This is a genomic window from Aliibacillus thermotolerans, from assembly GCF_027853235.1.
Lineage (GTDB): Bacteria > Bacillota > Bacilli > Bacillales > Marinococcaceae > Aliibacillus > Aliibacillus thermotolerans.
Genome location: NZ_WKJG01000036.1, coordinates 1 through 16683, shown reverse-complemented (window position 1 = coordinate 16683; position 16683 = coordinate 1). Strand labels below are relative to the sequence as shown.

At 40.3% G+C, this 16683-nt stretch carries 16 protein-coding genes and 1 riboswitch; of the genes, 3 read left to right on the top strand and 13 right to left on the bottom strand.

Translation table 11 applies throughout. The annotated features are described in order from the left end of the window. Nucleotides 1-59 precede the first annotated feature (59 nt). Nucleotides 60-1349: a hypothetical protein gene (locus tag GJS40_RS05925; protein WP_270896895.1), complete on the bottom strand. Its 1290-nt coding sequence runs from the start codon at nucleotides 1347-1349 to the stop codon at nucleotides 60-62. Further along, nucleotides 1349-1891, bottom strand: coding sequence for an RNA polymerase sigma factor SigX (locus tag GJS40_RS05920; protein WP_270896894.1), 543 nt, complete (start codon nucleotides 1889-1891; stop codon nucleotides 1349-1351). The genes GJS40_RS05925 and GJS40_RS05920 overlap by 1 nt, the downstream gene beginning before the upstream one ends. A 515-nt stretch (nucleotides 1892-2406) precedes the next feature. Between GJS40_RS05920 and GJS40_RS05915 the strand changes: the two genes are divergently transcribed. After that, nucleotides 2407-3081: a GerMN domain-containing protein gene (locus GJS40_RS05915; RefSeq protein ID WP_270896892.1), complete on the top strand. Its 675-nt coding sequence runs from the start codon at nucleotides 2407-2409 to the stop codon at nucleotides 3079-3081. A gap of 15 nt (nucleotides 3082-3096) precedes the next feature. On the opposite strand, the gene GJS40_RS05910 is transcribed toward GJS40_RS05915, so the two are convergent. The 3 genes from GJS40_RS05910 to GJS40_RS05900 form a co-directional block, all read right to left on the bottom strand. Next, the gene (locus GJS40_RS05910) at nucleotides 3097-3243 is read right to left on the bottom strand and encodes a hypothetical protein (protein WP_270896891.1); all 147 of its coding nucleotides are present in this window, start codon (nucleotides 3241-3243) and stop codon (nucleotides 3097-3099) included. Between the two features lie 204 nt (nucleotides 3244-3447). Next, entirely contained in the window at nucleotides 3448-4197 is a 750-nt protein-coding gene (locus tag GJS40_RS05905; RefSeq protein WP_270896889.1) for a CAP domain-containing protein, read from the bottom strand. 351 nt (nucleotides 4198-4548) lie between these two features. Next, complete coding sequence (locus GJS40_RS05900; protein ID WP_270896888.1) at nucleotides 4549-4701, bottom strand: hypothetical protein; 153 nt, start codon at nucleotides 4699-4701, stop codon at nucleotides 4549-4551. A 298-nt stretch (nucleotides 4702-4999) separates the two neighbouring features. Between GJS40_RS05900 and GJS40_RS05895 the strand changes: the two genes are divergently transcribed. Both GJS40_RS05895 and GJS40_RS05890 read left to right on the top strand, forming a co-directional pair. After that, nucleotides 5000-6544, top strand: a complete 1545-nt coding sequence (locus tag GJS40_RS05895; RefSeq protein WP_333723885.1) for a Na+/H+ antiporter NhaC family protein — start codon at nucleotides 5000-5002, stop codon at nucleotides 6542-6544. 63 nt (nucleotides 6545-6607) lie between these two features. Further along, nucleotides 6608-6862, top strand: coding sequence for a hypothetical protein (locus GJS40_RS05890; protein ID WP_270896886.1), 255 nt, complete (start codon nucleotides 6608-6610; stop codon nucleotides 6860-6862). 54 nt (nucleotides 6863-6916) lie between these two features. Here the strand turns inward: GJS40_RS05890 and GJS40_RS05885 are convergent, their stop codons facing one another. From GJS40_RS05885 to thiD, 8 genes are all read right to left on the bottom strand, one after another. Then, a complete protein-coding gene (locus GJS40_RS05885; RefSeq protein WP_270896884.1) occupies nucleotides 6917-7336 on the bottom strand; it encodes a universal stress protein in 420 nt (139 codons plus the stop codon). Between the two features lie 754 nt (nucleotides 7337-8090). Next, on the bottom strand, nucleotides 8091-9545 hold the full coding sequence (locus GJS40_RS05880; protein ID WP_270896883.1) for a SulP family inorganic anion transporter: 1455 nt from the start codon (nucleotides 9543-9545) through the stop codon (nucleotides 8091-8093). Nucleotides 9546-10600: 1055 nt separating this feature from the next. After that, nucleotides 10601-11539, bottom strand: coding sequence for an ArsA family ATPase (locus GJS40_RS05875; protein ID WP_270896881.1), 939 nt, complete (start codon nucleotides 11537-11539; stop codon nucleotides 10601-10603). Between the two features lie 18 nt (nucleotides 11540-11557). After that, nucleotides 11558-11824, bottom strand: coding sequence for a cory-CC-star protein (locus GJS40_RS05870; RefSeq protein WP_270896879.1), 267 nt, complete (start codon nucleotides 11822-11824; stop codon nucleotides 11558-11560). A gap of 73 nt (nucleotides 11825-11897) precedes the next feature. After that, entirely contained in the window at nucleotides 11898-13640 is a 1743-nt protein-coding gene (locus GJS40_RS05865; RefSeq protein ID WP_270896878.1) for a carbon starvation CstA family protein, read from the bottom strand. A gap of 91 nt (nucleotides 13641-13731) precedes the next feature. Beyond that, a complete protein-coding gene (thiE, locus tag GJS40_RS05860; RefSeq protein ID WP_270896876.1) occupies nucleotides 13732-14382 on the bottom strand; it encodes a thiamine phosphate synthase in 651 nt (216 codons plus the stop codon). A gap of 11 nt (nucleotides 14383-14393) precedes the next feature. Next, a complete protein-coding gene (gene thiM / locus GJS40_RS05855; RefSeq protein ID WP_270896874.1) occupies nucleotides 14394-15182 on the bottom strand; it encodes a hydroxyethylthiazole kinase in 789 nt (262 codons plus the stop codon). A 1-nt stretch (nucleotide 15183) separates the two neighbouring features. Continuing rightward, entirely contained in the window at nucleotides 15184-16020 is an 837-nt protein-coding gene (gene thiD, locus GJS40_RS05850; RefSeq protein WP_270896872.1) for a bifunctional hydroxymethylpyrimidine kinase/phosphomethylpyrimidine kinase, read from the bottom strand. A 119-nt stretch (nucleotides 16021-16139) separates the two neighbouring features. Further along, a riboswitch (TPP riboswitch) is annotated at nucleotides 16140-16243 on the bottom strand. Nucleotides 16244-16683: the final 440 nt, after the last annotated feature.

Genomic DNA, 16683 nt, shown 5'->3' with positions numbered 1-16683 from the left:
TCCTCCTATCTCCGTTCATGTTATTTAATATCTCATGATTTTAGGCAAAACGGCAAGTATTAATCTACTTTGTTCGGAGCAACGGGAACGCGAACCGGATCATTGAACCCATATTCTTCTAGGTTTTCTATATTTTCCCCTTCGAAAATAACTTGTTCATATCCGAAATCTTTGGCGGCAAATAACATCGCGTCCACCATTACTTCTATTTGTTCTTCATTTGGCCACTCTGTTCCTTCATCAAAAGTAATATGAACCGTGTCCCCTCTATCTTGTACGTGATCAATCACAACTCCCTCCGGAATTGCCGCTTTTATTTTAATCTCTTCCTTTCCTTTTTTCATTCTTTCTAACGTTTCTTCCAAAGAATACATTTCGCCATCATGATTTGTCATCGATATATTGGCTCCTTTGCCACTTACAAGAAAAGTATATGAATCGGTCGAATATACATAATATCCGCGATTATCGTGAGTAATAGGGTATTTTTCCAACCTTCCAAAATTCCCTAGTTGCACGCCCACTTCTCCGTTATACGTAAACTGTACTTCAAGTTGTTCTCTAATAAAACGAAGGCTTTCTTCGATACCGTGAACAATCGCTTCACTTTCTTCTTTCTCAATAGAAGAAACATCTTTTTCAAAAGTAGCCACTACGTTACCGTCTTTTTCTTCCCAGGTTATGTGTTGAAGTGGCGAGCCGTCAAAACCTAATTCTTCACCAGAATATTCTTTATTATACTGCTCATACAGCTTTATTCTATTTTTATCACTTCTTGTTTTAAAAGTAAGCGGGATAATAAACGAAGTCCCTTCTTCCTTCACTAAAAGAGGAATCGTAACAAATGTCTCCCCTGTCTGAAGTTCTTCTTCTGTTAAAGAAGAGGTGTATTGAATGGTTTCCACGTCTGTTGTTGGAACAGTAGGCTCTTCCGTATCAGGAGGCGTTTGTTCCATTTCTTGACCGGATTCCGGTTCCTGTACTTCCACTTCGCTCGGCTCATTTTCGTCTTGGGATAAAGATATCTCTTCTTCTAATTCCCTCTCTTCATCATAAGACAGTTTTTCTTGTTGTGCTCGTTCGGTAGATTCTTTTTCTCCTTCCGGGAGTGCACTGTTTTGCCATAACGTAGTAAAGGAAGGCGTAAAAAGCAAGAAGAGAAGAATAACTGCCACAGCTGTCATGACAGGTACTTTCCATGGCGTTGGTCGGTGTACATGACGATTGCGATAAAGACCCTCTTCCACTGAATGGTATATTTCGTTTTTGGAACGTTCATCTGTTACTCTTGGCATCTGCTTTAATTGTTGAATGATTTTTTCATCTTTTTGATCGAATGGATGCGACATTATTTCCCCCTCCTTTCTTCCGCTTCCCTCTGTTTTTGGAGCGCTTTTCTTAACTTTTTGATCGCACGGTGTTGCGTTGTTTTCACTTTACTCTCTGACCACCCTAACGTTTCCGCTGTTTCTTTAATAGACAATGACTCAATATATCGTAAAATGAGAACGTGACGTTGATCTGGTGTACAAGCTTTCATTCCTTCATACATCTCCACCACCGCTTCTTCCCCTAATACAATCTCTTCAGGAAGTGGGGATGTATCTGGCACCTCCATGTTTTCTTTCGAGATTGGTCCTAATACTCCAAGCCATTTCCGTTTTTTTCTATTTTGTTTTCGGATCCAATCAATTCCGACATGTCTAGCAATGGAATAAAGCCAAGTTTTTTCACTGCTTTTCCCTTCAAAAGTATCTAATGATTGTAACACTTTTATATATACTTCTTGCACCAACTCTTCCGCAACATTTTGGTCCCTTACCATATAAAACAAATAGTTGTACAGAGAGTGGTGATATGTTTCATATAATCGCTCGAACTCATCGTGCAAATTAAACACTCCCATACTAAAGTCGTTGATTTTAAGGAAGACGTTACAAAACCATGAACAAATGATTTCTATGTAGAGATCCGTTATAAAATAAGAAAAAGAAAAGCCCTAACCTTACCGCCAGAGCTTTTCCTCATTGTTGTATAAAAGCAAATACCCAGTATAATATTCCATATATAGCGACCAAGGTGGAAATAAAAATAAATAAGCCTTTATTTGAAAGCTTTTTCACATTCATCACCTGCCAAATTTATTATACCACCTTTCCGCCAATATTTTAATGGAACCCTTTTATCTTCTCCAAGTTCTTGCAGATGTCATCATATGTTCACAAACAATGAATAGACATCAAGCGCATCCAAGACGTGATATATCTAACCACTTATTTTAGAAAGAAAAAGGTATAAAGTCCTTTGACAGATATTGCTTGTTTTTCTACACTTTTTGTAACTATTCCTTTTCAGTAACGACTGAGAGAATAGAGAATGTGATGGATAGTAGAAAGGAGAAACACAATGAAGAAACTATTATATGCTTTACTTACATTAGTTGTTTTAACCGTCTTAGCAGCATGCGGGGAAGGAGAAGAAGTGACAAACGTGGATGAAAACACGACAGATACAGAACAAGAAGTGGTTGATAATGGAGAAGATGAAACGGAAGAACCGGAAGTCGATGGAGAAGATGAAGAAACACCAGTAGATGAGAAGGAAGATGAAGAAGCAAACGGTACGGAAGAAGAAAATGAAAACGCCGCTGATAGTCCTATTACGGAAACAGTCACCCTTTACTTCGCTGATGATCAACTGTTAGAAATGTATAAAGAAGATCATGAAGTGGAAGCAGCTTCTGAAGAAGAGTTGCCTAAAAAGGCGTTAGAAGCCTGGATTGATGGCCCTAACCATGACGAGCTAGTGTCTTTCTTTGATGAAGATGTGACGGTACAATCCGTAGAAGACAACAATGGTGTGGCTGAAGTATCATTTTCGTCTTCATTTTTAGATATTAACACTGGATCCACCGGAGAGATGTATATTACAGAACAAATTGCCCTTATTATGGAGCAGTTCGGCTATGAACAAACAAAAATTTTAATTGATGGCGAGGAAGTAGAGACGTTTTTCGGTCATATGAGTGGCACCGAACCAATTGAAGCAGGAAATCCAGACGACTATGAATACATTGAATAAAGAAAAAGAGGCTGTCTAATAAGTCCTGAAAAATAAATCGAGATTTCCCATACATCGTGCATGGATTGCTTTCACAATGGTGTTTGGATTGAAACGGTGCCATGATCCATTCATAGCTTGTTTCCACAAACTATTTTTGAATGAAACAATGTTATGAGCCATTCATGGTTTGCTTCCATTTGCTATTTTTATATGAAACGATAGTATGACCCATCCATGACTTACTTCCATCAACAATTTGGTGTTGGAAACATGCCATGATTCGGCCAAGAGGCGTTTCCAGAAGCAATTTTTGATGAAGGGGTCACAAAAAAATGTCCAAAAAGTCACCAATCATGACTTTTTGGACAGCTTTTTTTATCCTTATTATTTTGAAATGAACATTTGCGTCCAGTAATGTCCGTAACTTCCACCTTCTACATGACCAACTCCAATATGAGTATAACTACCGTTTAAAATGTTGGCACGATGCCCCTCAGAGTTCATCCAGCCATTCACTACTTCTTCAGGGCTTCTTTGTCCTGCTGCAATATTTTCCCCGGCTGTTCTATAGTCAATTCCATACGCTTGCATCATATCGAAAGGACTTCCGTGGTTAGGACTATTGTGAGAAAAGTAGCCAGCATCTCGCATATCTTTCGATTTATCCCGTGCTACATTTGAAAGTTCTTCATCTAATTCAAGTGGCGCTAAACCGTGTTTTTCTCTTTCTTCATTTGTTAAACGAACTACTTCTTTTTCAAATTCACTGACAGAAGTAATTGTGTCTTCTTTTTGTTCTTCTTGCTCCGTCACTTCTGTCCCATCATTCTCGTCTGCTTCTTTCGGTGCTTCCGTTACTTCTTCATTTGGTTTGTCAGTGACTTCCTTTTCATTTCCTTGTTCTGTATTTTTCTGCTCTTCAGATTCTTCAGCCTTTTCTTGGCCGTTATCTTTATTTCTTAACTTCCCTTTCCATTGATTCCAATCTCCGTTCCAACAATTCAATAAGTGAACTTTGCCGTTGACCGAATATTGCTGTTCAGCTACGTTTTTCTCCTGAGGCTCAGGCTCCTCAGCCAGTGCCATACTTGGTAAAGCGAGCAGTAATGTAATAGCAATGAGTAGTTTTTTCATGATGTTCTCCACCTCCGCTTCCCATTATGGCATATTTTTATTACAGAAAAAGGGGGAGAGAAATGTTTCCCATTTGTTGAATAAATTTTCTATTAGACTTTTATCCTAATGATTTCTCAATAAAACAACCCATATCGTTGATTTTTTTCAACTTTCTTCCTTTTTATAAACTAATATTACGTTATAAAATGATACATCTATGACCATTTTCACTTTTTTTATAATGAAATTGTAAAATAAAAAACATGAAACTGGAATATGACATACTTTCCCAGTAGGATGTTGAAACAAAATTAAAACCAGCTTAGATAGCATCCAAGCTGGCGAAAAGAAATGTTTCTATATTAATGTTTATTCCATACCTTCCTCATCCATTGCCGGTTCTTCTTGCATCGCTGGATCTTCATTCATTGCCGGATCTTCTTCCGTATTCCCACCACACGCAGCTAACACACCTAAAGAAATAATGCCTGTCAACAGAGAATAAAGCACTTTTTTACGCATATATCATTACCTCCTCTGTGATTATATTTTTACCGTACCATACAACTCATCTTTTCAACAGTAATTATCCAAATATTCTATACTTTTATATAATGTTCTCACAGTTTTTGACTTTTGATTCATCATCTATTACCTTTGAAAGAAAGTTGCCTAACACATAGGAGATTGGTATAATCTTCGTGGTTATTTCATCGTTTCTTTGCCAATTTGCGCGATAGGCCTGCCTAATAGATGCTTTGGCAGGCTTTTGGTATGATTGTTTCATATTTTTATCTTTCCAAGTAAAGGTGGAAGTATCATGATGGAAGAGATTACGGCTTTGTCTCTCTTACCTCCCGTTTTAGCTTTAGTCATGATCATCGTCACTCGAAAGGTGCTCCTATCTCTTGGCGTAGGGATTGTCATTGGGGCACTCATTTTAAACGATTGGTCATTTCCTGAAGCAATCTTTCTGATATGGGAAGTATTTGCAGCCATATTTATTGTGGACGGCGCGCTTAATGACTGGGAATTATTTATTATTTTATTTCTTTTTTTACTAGGTATGATGGCTGCGCTTATTAGCTTTTCCGGAGGGAGTCGTGCATTTGGAGAATGGGCGTTAAAACGGGTGAAAACGAGAGTGGGAGCACAATTAACAACGTTGTTATTTGGCATCCTCGTATTTATTGATGATTATTTTAACAGTTTAATTGTTGGGCAAGTGAGCAGTCCGGTCACAGACAGGCATTACATCTCCAGAGAAAAGTTAGCTTATATCGTAGACTCTTCTGCCGCACCGATCTGCGTCATTGCCCCACTATCAAGTTGGGGAGCATACATCATTACGATTATTGCGGATATTCTCGGAACGCATGGCATTCAAGAAGTTAGTGGCTTACAAGCTTTTGTCATGATGATTCCAATGAATTTTTATGCGGTCACAGCGCTTCTATTTCTTTTTCTCATTATCATTTGGAAAATAGAAATCGGCCCAATGAAAACATTTGAAGAAGCTGCATTACAAGGAAAGGGAATCCTTACAGAAAAAAATACACCTGGAGAAAACTTCGAGATGGAAACAAAGGGAAAAGTGAGTCATTTAATCGTTCCTATCCTTACTCTTGTTATTAGCACCGTATTTTTTATGGTTTATACCGGAGCACAAAATGCTGATAATATTACGCTACTATCTGTATTTGCTGAAACAGATGTCGCTAGATCTCTCCTCTATGGGGGAAGTATCGGTTTTATCGTAGCTCTTTTCTTGACATTAAAAAACAAACCGTCATTTCGTGAAACAGGACAGACGTTGGTATCGGGACTTCAATCTATGCTTCCTGCCATATATATTTTAATTTTTGCATGGTTAATGGTAGCAATTATTGATGAACTGGGAACAGGCACATACTTAGCCCATTTCATCGATGGAACCCTTCCATTGTTCATATTGCCTGTCATATTATTTGTTCTAGCTGGTTTTATGGCATTTTCAACGGGGACTTCCTGGGGAACATTTGCAATCCTTCTTCCCATTGCAGGTGAAGTTGCTGCTGTCTTAGACATTACTATGTTACTACCGTTGTTAGCGTCGGTATTGGCAGGCTCTATTTTCGGTGATCATGCGTCGCCAATTTCTGATACGACCATTTTGTCAGCCACAGGAGCAGGATGTCATCCTATTGACCACGTGATGACGCAACTTCCATATGCATTGTTATCTGCAGTGGCTGCGATGGGTGGATATCTCATGATTGGTCTTACTAGCAGTGTGCTCATTGGACTTGGTGCTGCTATCGCCATCACCATCATTATTGCTCTCTCCGCAAAAGTGCGAATGACACAGCAGGAAAAGATTGTTTGAAAAGTGCAGAATAGGAAAAAGATAGAATATACTACATTTTATGATGAGAGAGGAAGGGTAAAGATGGAAATCTTATTCGTCCTGATCGTTATCGTTATCGTGGCGGTATATTTTTCTCCTTTTTTCCTAGAAAGTTTGCAAGCATCTTTTCCTTATTACAATACGATAAGAAGAATCCGTTATACGATTGTTTTCGGAGGGATAGGTCTTCTTTATGCGATTACAGGAGCATCAGTCGACATAAAAGATATGTTTTTTGGAATGATTGCGGGAAGCTTCATAGATTTATTGCTTTCTCAAAAAACGTCGTCCCAATGATATGTTGTCCCACAGAAAGGGAGTGGTCAATCAAGCTACTCCCTTTCTTATTATTTATTTCACTACCATCACCGGGCTTTTTACGCGCTTCATCACTTTATGACTGACACTTCCAAGCACCATCGTTTGCAACGGATTTAATCCGCGGCTACCAAGCACAACACAATCATAATTTCTTTCATTTGCAAACTTTACAATGGTTGGTCCCGGATCTCCATGCTTAAAATGTATTTCATAAGATAATGCTGCTTCTTTTAACATTTCTACTATCGGTTTCAACGCTTCTTTTCTTTTCGACTGCATCAGCGTTGTGTCCCCGTATTTTAATACGTCCGATTTGGACTGTTCCACATCAATGACATACACAATATCTACGTGACCATCCGCTTGTCCTTTTACAAGCGAAGCAGCGTGTTTCGCAGCACGAATAGAGTGCTCTGATCCATCTGCTGCTAATAATACTTTTTCATACATCGCATTCCCCCCTTTTCTATTTTTATTCTAACCCATTTCCTTCTATTCCTGCTATGACTTGAGAGAAGCAGGAACAAATCTCCAGTAATCAAAAGAGAAATTTACTGTTCATAAAAAGGACACCTAACAGTCATGAGACCAATTATTTATCATTTAGATGAATAAAAGTGTCGTATGACAAGTTCATGCGACACTTTATTCGTACCATCTGATCAGGAGTGGTCGCTGAAATTGGAAAAATCCAGGGGGTTGGGAGCGTTTTTATGCTTCATGCGACGAATGAATAAAAAAAGAAGATGAATCGTCCCATGAACGTTTCATACGACGCTTCATTTTGTAAAACACCAATCAAACGGTCGTATGAAAGTTGAAAATGGAAGAAATTAGGATAAAAACAGGCCACATCATGATTCATACGACTAATTTTTACGAAAATGCTGCAATGAAGTGTCGAATAAAAGGTCCATGCGACTAAATTTCACATTAAACTCTCACCGAACGGTCTTATGACGTTTTACAACGGGGATCCCTTCCGGAAGCTTTCTCTTTACGTGGAACCGCCGTCCTGCTTACCACCTGCGGATAGCGTCGGGCTTTTGGAGACTCATTTGTGCTTCTCGCGTTTTTTCATAAGAAACACGGAGAAATGCGCTTCTGACGGTAAAATTAAAAATCACCCAATCATGAAGAAAAAATGGTTCTAAGCAAATTTTAGTGCTTGGAACCATTCTTTTTTTGCTAGTTATGCCCAGCCTCATCCTGATAATCCCTCTAATCTTTTCATTAGTTGAGAGCTTTCTTTATTCATGTTTGTTAAAACTACTTTTATTCCTTGTTGTTCAAATTTGCTTTTCACCTTTTCTATCGCTTCGACTGCAGAATCATCCCATATATGTGCGTTTGTGAAATCAATTTCTATAATTTTTATATGATCTTGTTGATACTCAAAACTGTTCATAAATTCCGTCACTGAGGCAAAAAATAGTTGTCCATCTACTGTATAAATCATGCGGTTTAATGCATCTACCATGTGTCCTGTTACTTTTACCTTGGATATTTTTGCAGCAAAGAATATGGCACTTAACACAACTCCTGCTAGTACTCCTTTTGATAAATCATTCGTTACTACAACGGTTCCAACTGTGACGACCATCACTACCGTATCTGTCTTCGGTATTTTGGTCATTAATTTTATCGAATTCCAATCAAACGTGCTAATGGATACCATGATCATGACACCAACCAAAGCTGCCATCGGTATTTGCACCACTAAATCTCCTAAAATCAGAATCAAGATCATTAAGAACATCCCAGCAACAAAAGTCGATAATCGACCGCTGCCACCTGATTTCACATTAATGACCGATTGTCCAATCATGGCACACCCTGCCATTCCACCAAAGAAACCAGTAATCACATTCGCGTATCCTTGTCCGCGACATTCTTGATCTTTATCGCTTTCTGTTTCCGTCATATCATCGACAATTGCTGCCGTCAATAAAGTTTCCAATAAACCAACGATAGATAGTGCTAACGCATAAGGAAAAATAATAGTGAGTGTTTCCCATGTAAGTGGAACATCCGGCAGTAGAAAAACAGGTAGTGTATCAGGAAGTGCCCCCATATCTCCCACTGTACGTACATCCGCTCCTATCATGATGGCAATAGCACTTACAGCAATAATGGCAACTAACGTGGACGGAATCGTTTTATTGATAATCGGAAAGAGATAAATAATAAGCAACGTGAGGGCTACAAGGACATACATCAGCCATCCTTCGCCAACAAAATGATCCATTTGTGCCAAAAAGATTAAAATGGCAAGGGCATTGACGAAACCGACCATCACAGAACGTGGTATAAATTTCATCAAACGAGATAATCTACTCCACCCAAAAAGAATTTGTAAAATCCCGGTCAAAATCGTGGTGGCGAGTAAATACTCCAATCCGTGATTAGCAACAAGAGTCACCATTAACAGCGCCATTGCTCCCGTTGCTGCAGAAATCATCCCTGGTCTTCCTCCGACAAAAGCGATGACAACCGAGATACAAAACGAGGCATACAGCCCCACCATTGGATCCACTCCCGCAATAATTGAAAACGCAATTGCTTCCGGAATCAGCGCAAGAGCGACAACGATTCCAGCGAGAATATCACCACGAACATTTCCAAACCATTCATTTTTCCATTTTTGTAAGACGTTCAAGTGTTTTTTCCCTTTCTTTGTTATTTAGATGAGAACCGGCTCATCTATCGACTAGTTTCTAAAACAATGTGACTTTCACCGATGTAAAAGTCGGCGTATGCAATAGATTGGATATTATCACATCATGTTTAAATGTCCAACCGGTATGTAAGCGTTTAAAAGAGGTTGTTTTCTTTCTTTTTTACACTTTTCCTTTCTTTTACGATATTTTTTATATACACGACGATTAGTTTTTTTATTGAAATAAAAAAGAGTATGGGACAAAACTTCAGTCATCGCCAAAAACTTGGTGAGTCTCTCTTTTTGTGGACATGGTAGTTGAAATTGGAAGAAATGAGGATAAAAACAAGTTGCAACACGTTTCATACGACCTTTTATTACGAGAACGATGCAATGAATGGTCGTATAAAAGATCTATACGACGAAATATCACACAAAATTCCTACTGAATGGTCTCATGACGGGGAAGTTGCAATTGGGTGCTTGCGTCTTATTCGGCCGTCCTGCTTACTATCCGCGTACATCTAGAATCATTGGAGGTTCATTTATATTTCTTGTGTTAGAGACACAGAGAAATGCACTTCCGGCGGTAAACTTAAGGAAATATACCGTCAGAAACAATAATCCAATCATAGCAGAAGGGAAAACACCCTACAAGAATGAGACTGGGACAAAAGTATATTAATTATAAAAAATCCGAACTTTCCATTAGTTCGGATTTTCCTTTTTAGAGTGGTTCTAGCGTAGGCAGAATGCGAAGACTCCGGCGTAGGGTAAATGGAGGCGGACTAAAACCGCAACGTCCTGTCGCAACGTTCGCTACTCACACGTCCTGTGCGTCGGAAGACCCAAGAGCGGTGGTTTCCCGCGAGGAGGCTGAGGCCGTTCCTGCGGAAAGCGAATTATTCTGCCGAAGCGGTAATCATTGTTCGTATTTTGATTGGAATGATTTGGTTATGTCCCAATCTCAATGCAATGATTTACCGAAATGGTGGCGTATCGTTTTAAAGGAAAAGGAAAGACGAGGGTTTTAACTCTCGCCCCTATCATCTCGTTTACTCATTGATGAATCGTAGAGCAATTTGTTGCAGGGCTTTGATGGACGATATGTCTTCTTCTAAGAGGGGTAAATACACTTTCTTTTGATGGGGAAATCGTTGTTCAATGTCCTCTATATATACTTGTTCTTGCTCTCTTCTTTTGATAATAAATGGGCTTGCACCCGCTTCTTTCGGTAAACATTTATTAATAACCAATGTTTCAACAGACATCCCGGCTCGGTTCAACAATTGGACGGCTCGTTCTGTTTCTACAATTGGTAATTTTTCAGGCATCAGTACATACACATAACCTGTTTTCTTTGGATCCATTAATACCGTTCTCGCCTTGGAAAAACGATCTTTCCGCTCCATTAGCACACGATAAATTGGATCATCCACCGGCTCCCCGTCATGAAGCCATTGAGAATAATTTTCATTAATTGCTTGTCTTCTTTGTAACATTCCATCAATCCATGCCTCCATCATTTCCGGTAGAGACAGCAATCTTAATGTATGTCCTGTTGGAGCAGTATCAAACACAATCAAGTCTATTTTCTCTTCTTTTTCTAAAATGATTCGTACAAGCCGGTCAAAAAGTGCAGCTTCATCGGCTCCCGGTGAAACAGCAGCCATGTCAATTTGACGATTTACTTCTTCTGCCATATGTGCTTTGACAAGGCCTTTTAAGTTGTTCTTTACTTCTCCAATATACTTTTTTGCTTCCTTTTCGGAACTAATTTCTAGCGCGTATAAATGATCCGTTAATCGCTTCCGCTGATCCCCTATCTTTTTTTGAAAAATGTCACTTAAGTTGTGAGCGGGGTCTGTTGACACAAGCAGCGTAGTAATCCCTTGTTGGGACGCGGCAAGAGCAAAGGCAGAGGAAGATGTTGATTTTCCCACCCCACCCTTACCACCAAAAAATACGATTTCTTTTTGAAATAACGATTTCATTCTACATCCCCCTCTCTTTTAGCAACAGCGAATGCCGGTAAGCGGTGATTTTTCCATTCCCATTCGTAAATGCCAATCATGAAATCGTTCAATCATTTCCGGATACAATTCAAGGGTGTAATAAGAGACAGGATTAGGAATGCCTAATAAATCGGAAAAACAAAGAAGCAAAAATAAATCTTCTTCGTCGCGAATTTCCCGTTTGATTTCTGCCTGATGTGGAAGACGTAATACCTCTTCATAATAAGCTAGCAACTTTTTTAAACTCCACTCTTTTTTTGTCATTTTTCTCCTTCCTTTCATCAACAACAAAAGAGGGTTCCAATAGACTCTCCGCCTATTGTTACCCCCTTTTTTCCTATTCATCCGGCTCGATGTTTGGCCGTTCCTTGCGAAAGAGCGCAATCGCTTCAAGAATAATCCATATCGCAAATCCTAAAATGATCGCGCCAAGTACGAAGAGAAGAATTTGGGCATCTCCATCTCCTAAACCGGACCATTGAAAAATTACTTGACTTGCCATGGCCCATAACGTCATAAAAAGTAAGAAAACCATCGGAATGAGTGTTACGAGATAATTTCTTCCTTTACGACGGAGCCAAATAGTGATGAGTAGTAAACTAATACCCGCTAACAATTGATTGGACGTGCCAAATAGCGGCCAAAGTAAATAGCCTCCGGAACCAAAACCTCTGTCATCACCAGGTAATAGAACAAGAATTGCACTGGATCCAACTGCAATGGAAGTTGCAACGTGTTTTTTCGTTAAGGCAGGGGCTTTATATTCCTGACCAAGTTCCGAAATAATATAGCGCATCAGCCGAACGGAAGTGTCTAATGTTGTTGCGGCAAAACTTACAACTATCACAGCGACAATCGTTTGCGCAACCGATGCCGGGATCCCTAAAGCGGTGGCAAGAGCACCCGCTCCACCGATGAAATGAGTGAGTCCATCAGCATTTGCTACATTATAACTTTCATATGCAGCTAAAAAGTCACTCTGTGTCGCAAAAAACGTCGTTACTGCCAAGATCGTGATAAGCGCTAACGTTCCTTCCCCTACTGCACCAAGGTAACCGACGAGACGAGCATCTGTTTCTTTATTTAATTGCTTGGAAGAAGTGCCGGAAGATACAAGACCATGAAATCCTGAAATTGCACCGCAGGCAATCGTGATAAAGAGAAGCGGAAACCAAGATACATCTGTTACCCCCCGAGTGACTGGAGCGGTCACTTCCGGGGTTGGCCAAGTGAAAAAGAGACCCAAATACAAAATAAGAAGACCAACTACCAACTGATGCGAGTTAATAAAATCCCGTGGCTGGAGTAACTTCCATACCGGAAGAATGGAAGCAATGTACACGTATATCATGAGGATAGCAATCCACACGACAAACGCCCAAGAAACCGCATCAAGACCAAGCGGGCCAAGCGCTCCTTCCCCACCAAAATAAGACACAAGATCAATTTGTAAGGCAGGGATGTTACTAGCAAGAATGGCTGCTCCATACATCACAACAAGTACCACGAGGGATGGAAAAAGCATGCTTTTTCCTTTTTTATTAATACTATATCCAATCCAAATGGCCAGAGGAATTTGGATAAATACGGAAAGGACACTGGCTGGAAACGTAACAAAAAGATTCGAGATCACCCAGGCAAATACCGCATTCACCATCAATACAAGAATGAGAATAATAAATAAGAAGAGCAATTTTGCACGTCTGCCAATCAACCGTTCCGCAATCGTTCCAATGGATTGACCTTTATTACGAACAGATAATACAAGGGTTCCAAAGTCGTGCACTCCCGCTGCAAAGACAGTCCCTAATACGACCCATAAGAAAGCGGGTAACCATCCCCAATACACGGCAACAGCTGGTCCAACAATCGGAGCAGCGCCAGCAATAGAAGTAAAATGATGCCCCCAAAGTACCCATTTATTCGTTGGTACAAAATCCACACCATCTCGGTAGCGGTGGGCCGGGGTTACGTAATCAGGATCGAGCCGATAAATTCTTTCCGCAATAAACTTAGAATAGTAGCGATACCCCAAAGCAAAAACGACAATCCCGATAATGGCCAAAACAATCGCTGGCATCTTTCCCCCTCCTTCGTTATTGCAATATTCTAAATAATGGATGTAGCCTCCTTCCTCGACATTATTTTCATTGATTACATTCTACAAATATTTATTCATTCCTTCCATTTTCCATGAGTATTTTCTTTAAATCGCTTGTCGCTTGTTTCGGATGACGTGACATGCTGATGGCTGAAATGACTGCAATTCCATCTGCACCTGCTTCCAAAACGTGATGAGCATTTTTCTCATCGATCCCCCCAATTCCTACAATTGGAAGGGTCATTCCTTCCTCTCTCAAAAACCGTATTCTTTCTGGTCCTACCGGTACATCTGCATCTTCTTTCGTGGAGGTGATAAACATCGGGCCTGTCCCAATGTAGTCGGCTCCGTCCTCGACTGCGCTTTTCGCTTCTTCCAGCGTTTTTGCGGATACACCAACCAACATGGACGCCGGAGCAAGCTTTTTAATTTCCCGGACCGGAATATCATCTTGTCCAACATGAATGCCGTCTGCTTCGAGCTCAAGCGCCAATTTTAGATCATCATTTACAAAAAAAGGAACACCGTTTGCTTGACAAACTTGTTGTAACTCTCTGGCTAATTGTTGTTTTTCTTTTCCCACGAGAGCACCATGTCCTTTTTCTCGAAATTGAAAGCAAGTGATCCCACCTTCAATTGCCTGTTGAAGGACATGAACCGGTGACTCATTCGTGTTATTGCTTCCCATGATAAAATATAAAGAAAGAATGTGACGATTCATCTTACCCCCCCCTAAGAAAGTGTCATTTTTTCTTGCTTTGCCATCTTTTGTATCTCTTCTTTTCCCACTTCATATAGCGCATCAAGAAACGCAACTTGAAAACTCCCTGGTTGCTCTCCTTTCATCGCTGCCTTTTCAGCAGCAACTCCATAGTATGTGAGGGCATCCGCTGCAGCTTCTGTCCGGGAATCATTCACCGTTAAAAAGCTTGCGATGACTCCGCTAAGAAGACAACCGCTGCCGGTAATACGAATAAGCAACTCATCTCCATTCGCAACACGATACAAGTCTTTTTCATCGGTTACGATGTCTACCGCTCCACTTACAACGACTGGGACAGAAAAGAGAGAAGCAGCTTCCTTTGCAACTGCTTCCATTTCATCTACTTCCGTTTGAATCGCATCAACACCTTGAATATTTCCATCCGATCCGATAAGCGCTTTGATTTCCCCGACATTTCCCCGAAGTAGAGAAATATTTAACTCTTTTAACAGCTGACGAGCTGTTTCAGTACGGTAACTTGTCGCCCCGGCTCCTACTGGATCTAACACAATCGGAATTCCTTTTTTATTGGCAGCTCGACCTGCAACGAACATTGCCTTTACTTGGGAAGGATGAAGGGTGCCGATGTTTAAAACGAGAGCATCCGCTGCAGCCGCCATTTCTGCTGCTTCCTCTTCTGCATCAGCCATGACAGGAGATGCTCCCATCGCCAACAAACCATTCGCAGTAAAATTCGTCACCACAGTATTCGTAATATGATATATTAACGGGCGTTTCTCTCTCACTTTTTCAATCATGTTACCCCTCCAATTGACGGGCGTTTTCCACCACGATGTCGCTCTTTTTTAAACGGGATGCCCAATGATTCACCGGTCCATTGCCTTTTCCTATCGCTAAAGTTTCAGCAATGGCGTTCGTGATAAACGTTTTACTTTCACTCACCGCTTCTTCAATCGACCGTCCTCTCGCTAACTTTGCAGCAATCGCTGCTGAAAAAGTACATCCTGTTCCATGGGTATGTTTCGTTTCAGTACGAGGCGCGGAAAAACGTTCCCATTTTCCGTCCGTGTAAAGAATATCAGTGGCTTCTTCTGTTAAATGACCCCCTTTGACAATCGTCGCTTTCACTTTCGTTTCTTCGACAATTTGTTGCGCTGCTTCTTCTGCTTCTTTAAGAGACCGAATCGATTTTCCAATTAAAATTTCTGCTTCAGAAATGTTTGGTGTCGCAATCGTTGCAAGTGGAAGCAATCGTTCTTTCATCAATTGTACCGTCTCTTTTTCCATGAGGGAGTCTCCGCTAGTTGCGACCATGACCGGATCTACTACCAGGGGAACATCTTCTTTTTCTAAAAGGGAAGCAATTTTTTCAATCATTTCCGGAGTTGCAATCATTCCTGTCTTTACTGCATCTGGATAAATATCGTCAAAAACTGCTTCGATTTGTTCTTCTAACATTTCAAGAGATACGTTGACGTAATTTCGGACCCCTTCCGTATTTTGAGCAACAACGGAAGTAACAACGGCCATTCCATATGCCGTGCATTCTTGAAAAGTTTTTAAATCTGCATGAATCCCTGCTCCTCCTGTTGGATCTGTTCCTGCAATCGTTAATACACTTGGTACCTTTTTCAATGCAATTCCTCCTCCAATTTCTCTCTCACGTGTATAATGAAAAAATGCTCCCTTGTTTCACCAAGGGAGCGATCAACGAACAACTGAACATACGAAGGATATATACTCATACCAACCGATTGTCGTTTCGCCCACTTCCCTACGCTGGTGTTAACCATATCAGGTTCAAAGGGACTGATGGATATCCATCATCTCAGCCATGATAGCGCCCCTAGTGGTTCTTATCGTAAGTTTATTACCGTCATTTTACTAGACACATTGGTTTTGGTCAACTTTATCATTGGGAGGAAGAATCATTGTCTTTTTTCCTAACAAATTAACAATATCCTCTTTTGTTAGTTCATCTGCTTTTTTTTGTTTTGTTTTTCAACCTCGTATTGTCTCCTTTTGACAAATTATCTTGATGTGTCTGTTTTTCTCCTTTTTTCTCTTCAGATTCTTTTTCTAATGGTTCAGAGGTATATACGACATGTTTTCTATTCATATTTCTTGTTTCTTTGTCTAAGAGGCTATATATGACAGGGATTACAAATAACGGTGAACTACTCGCCACTTAGCTAACGCTTGAAGTGGGAGCTTCTCAACTCCTCGACGAAAGCACTCTTTCGTCTCCTTGAGCGTTACTTCGGGCAGTCCCTGCCCTAGATGTCCGACGTTTCGGAG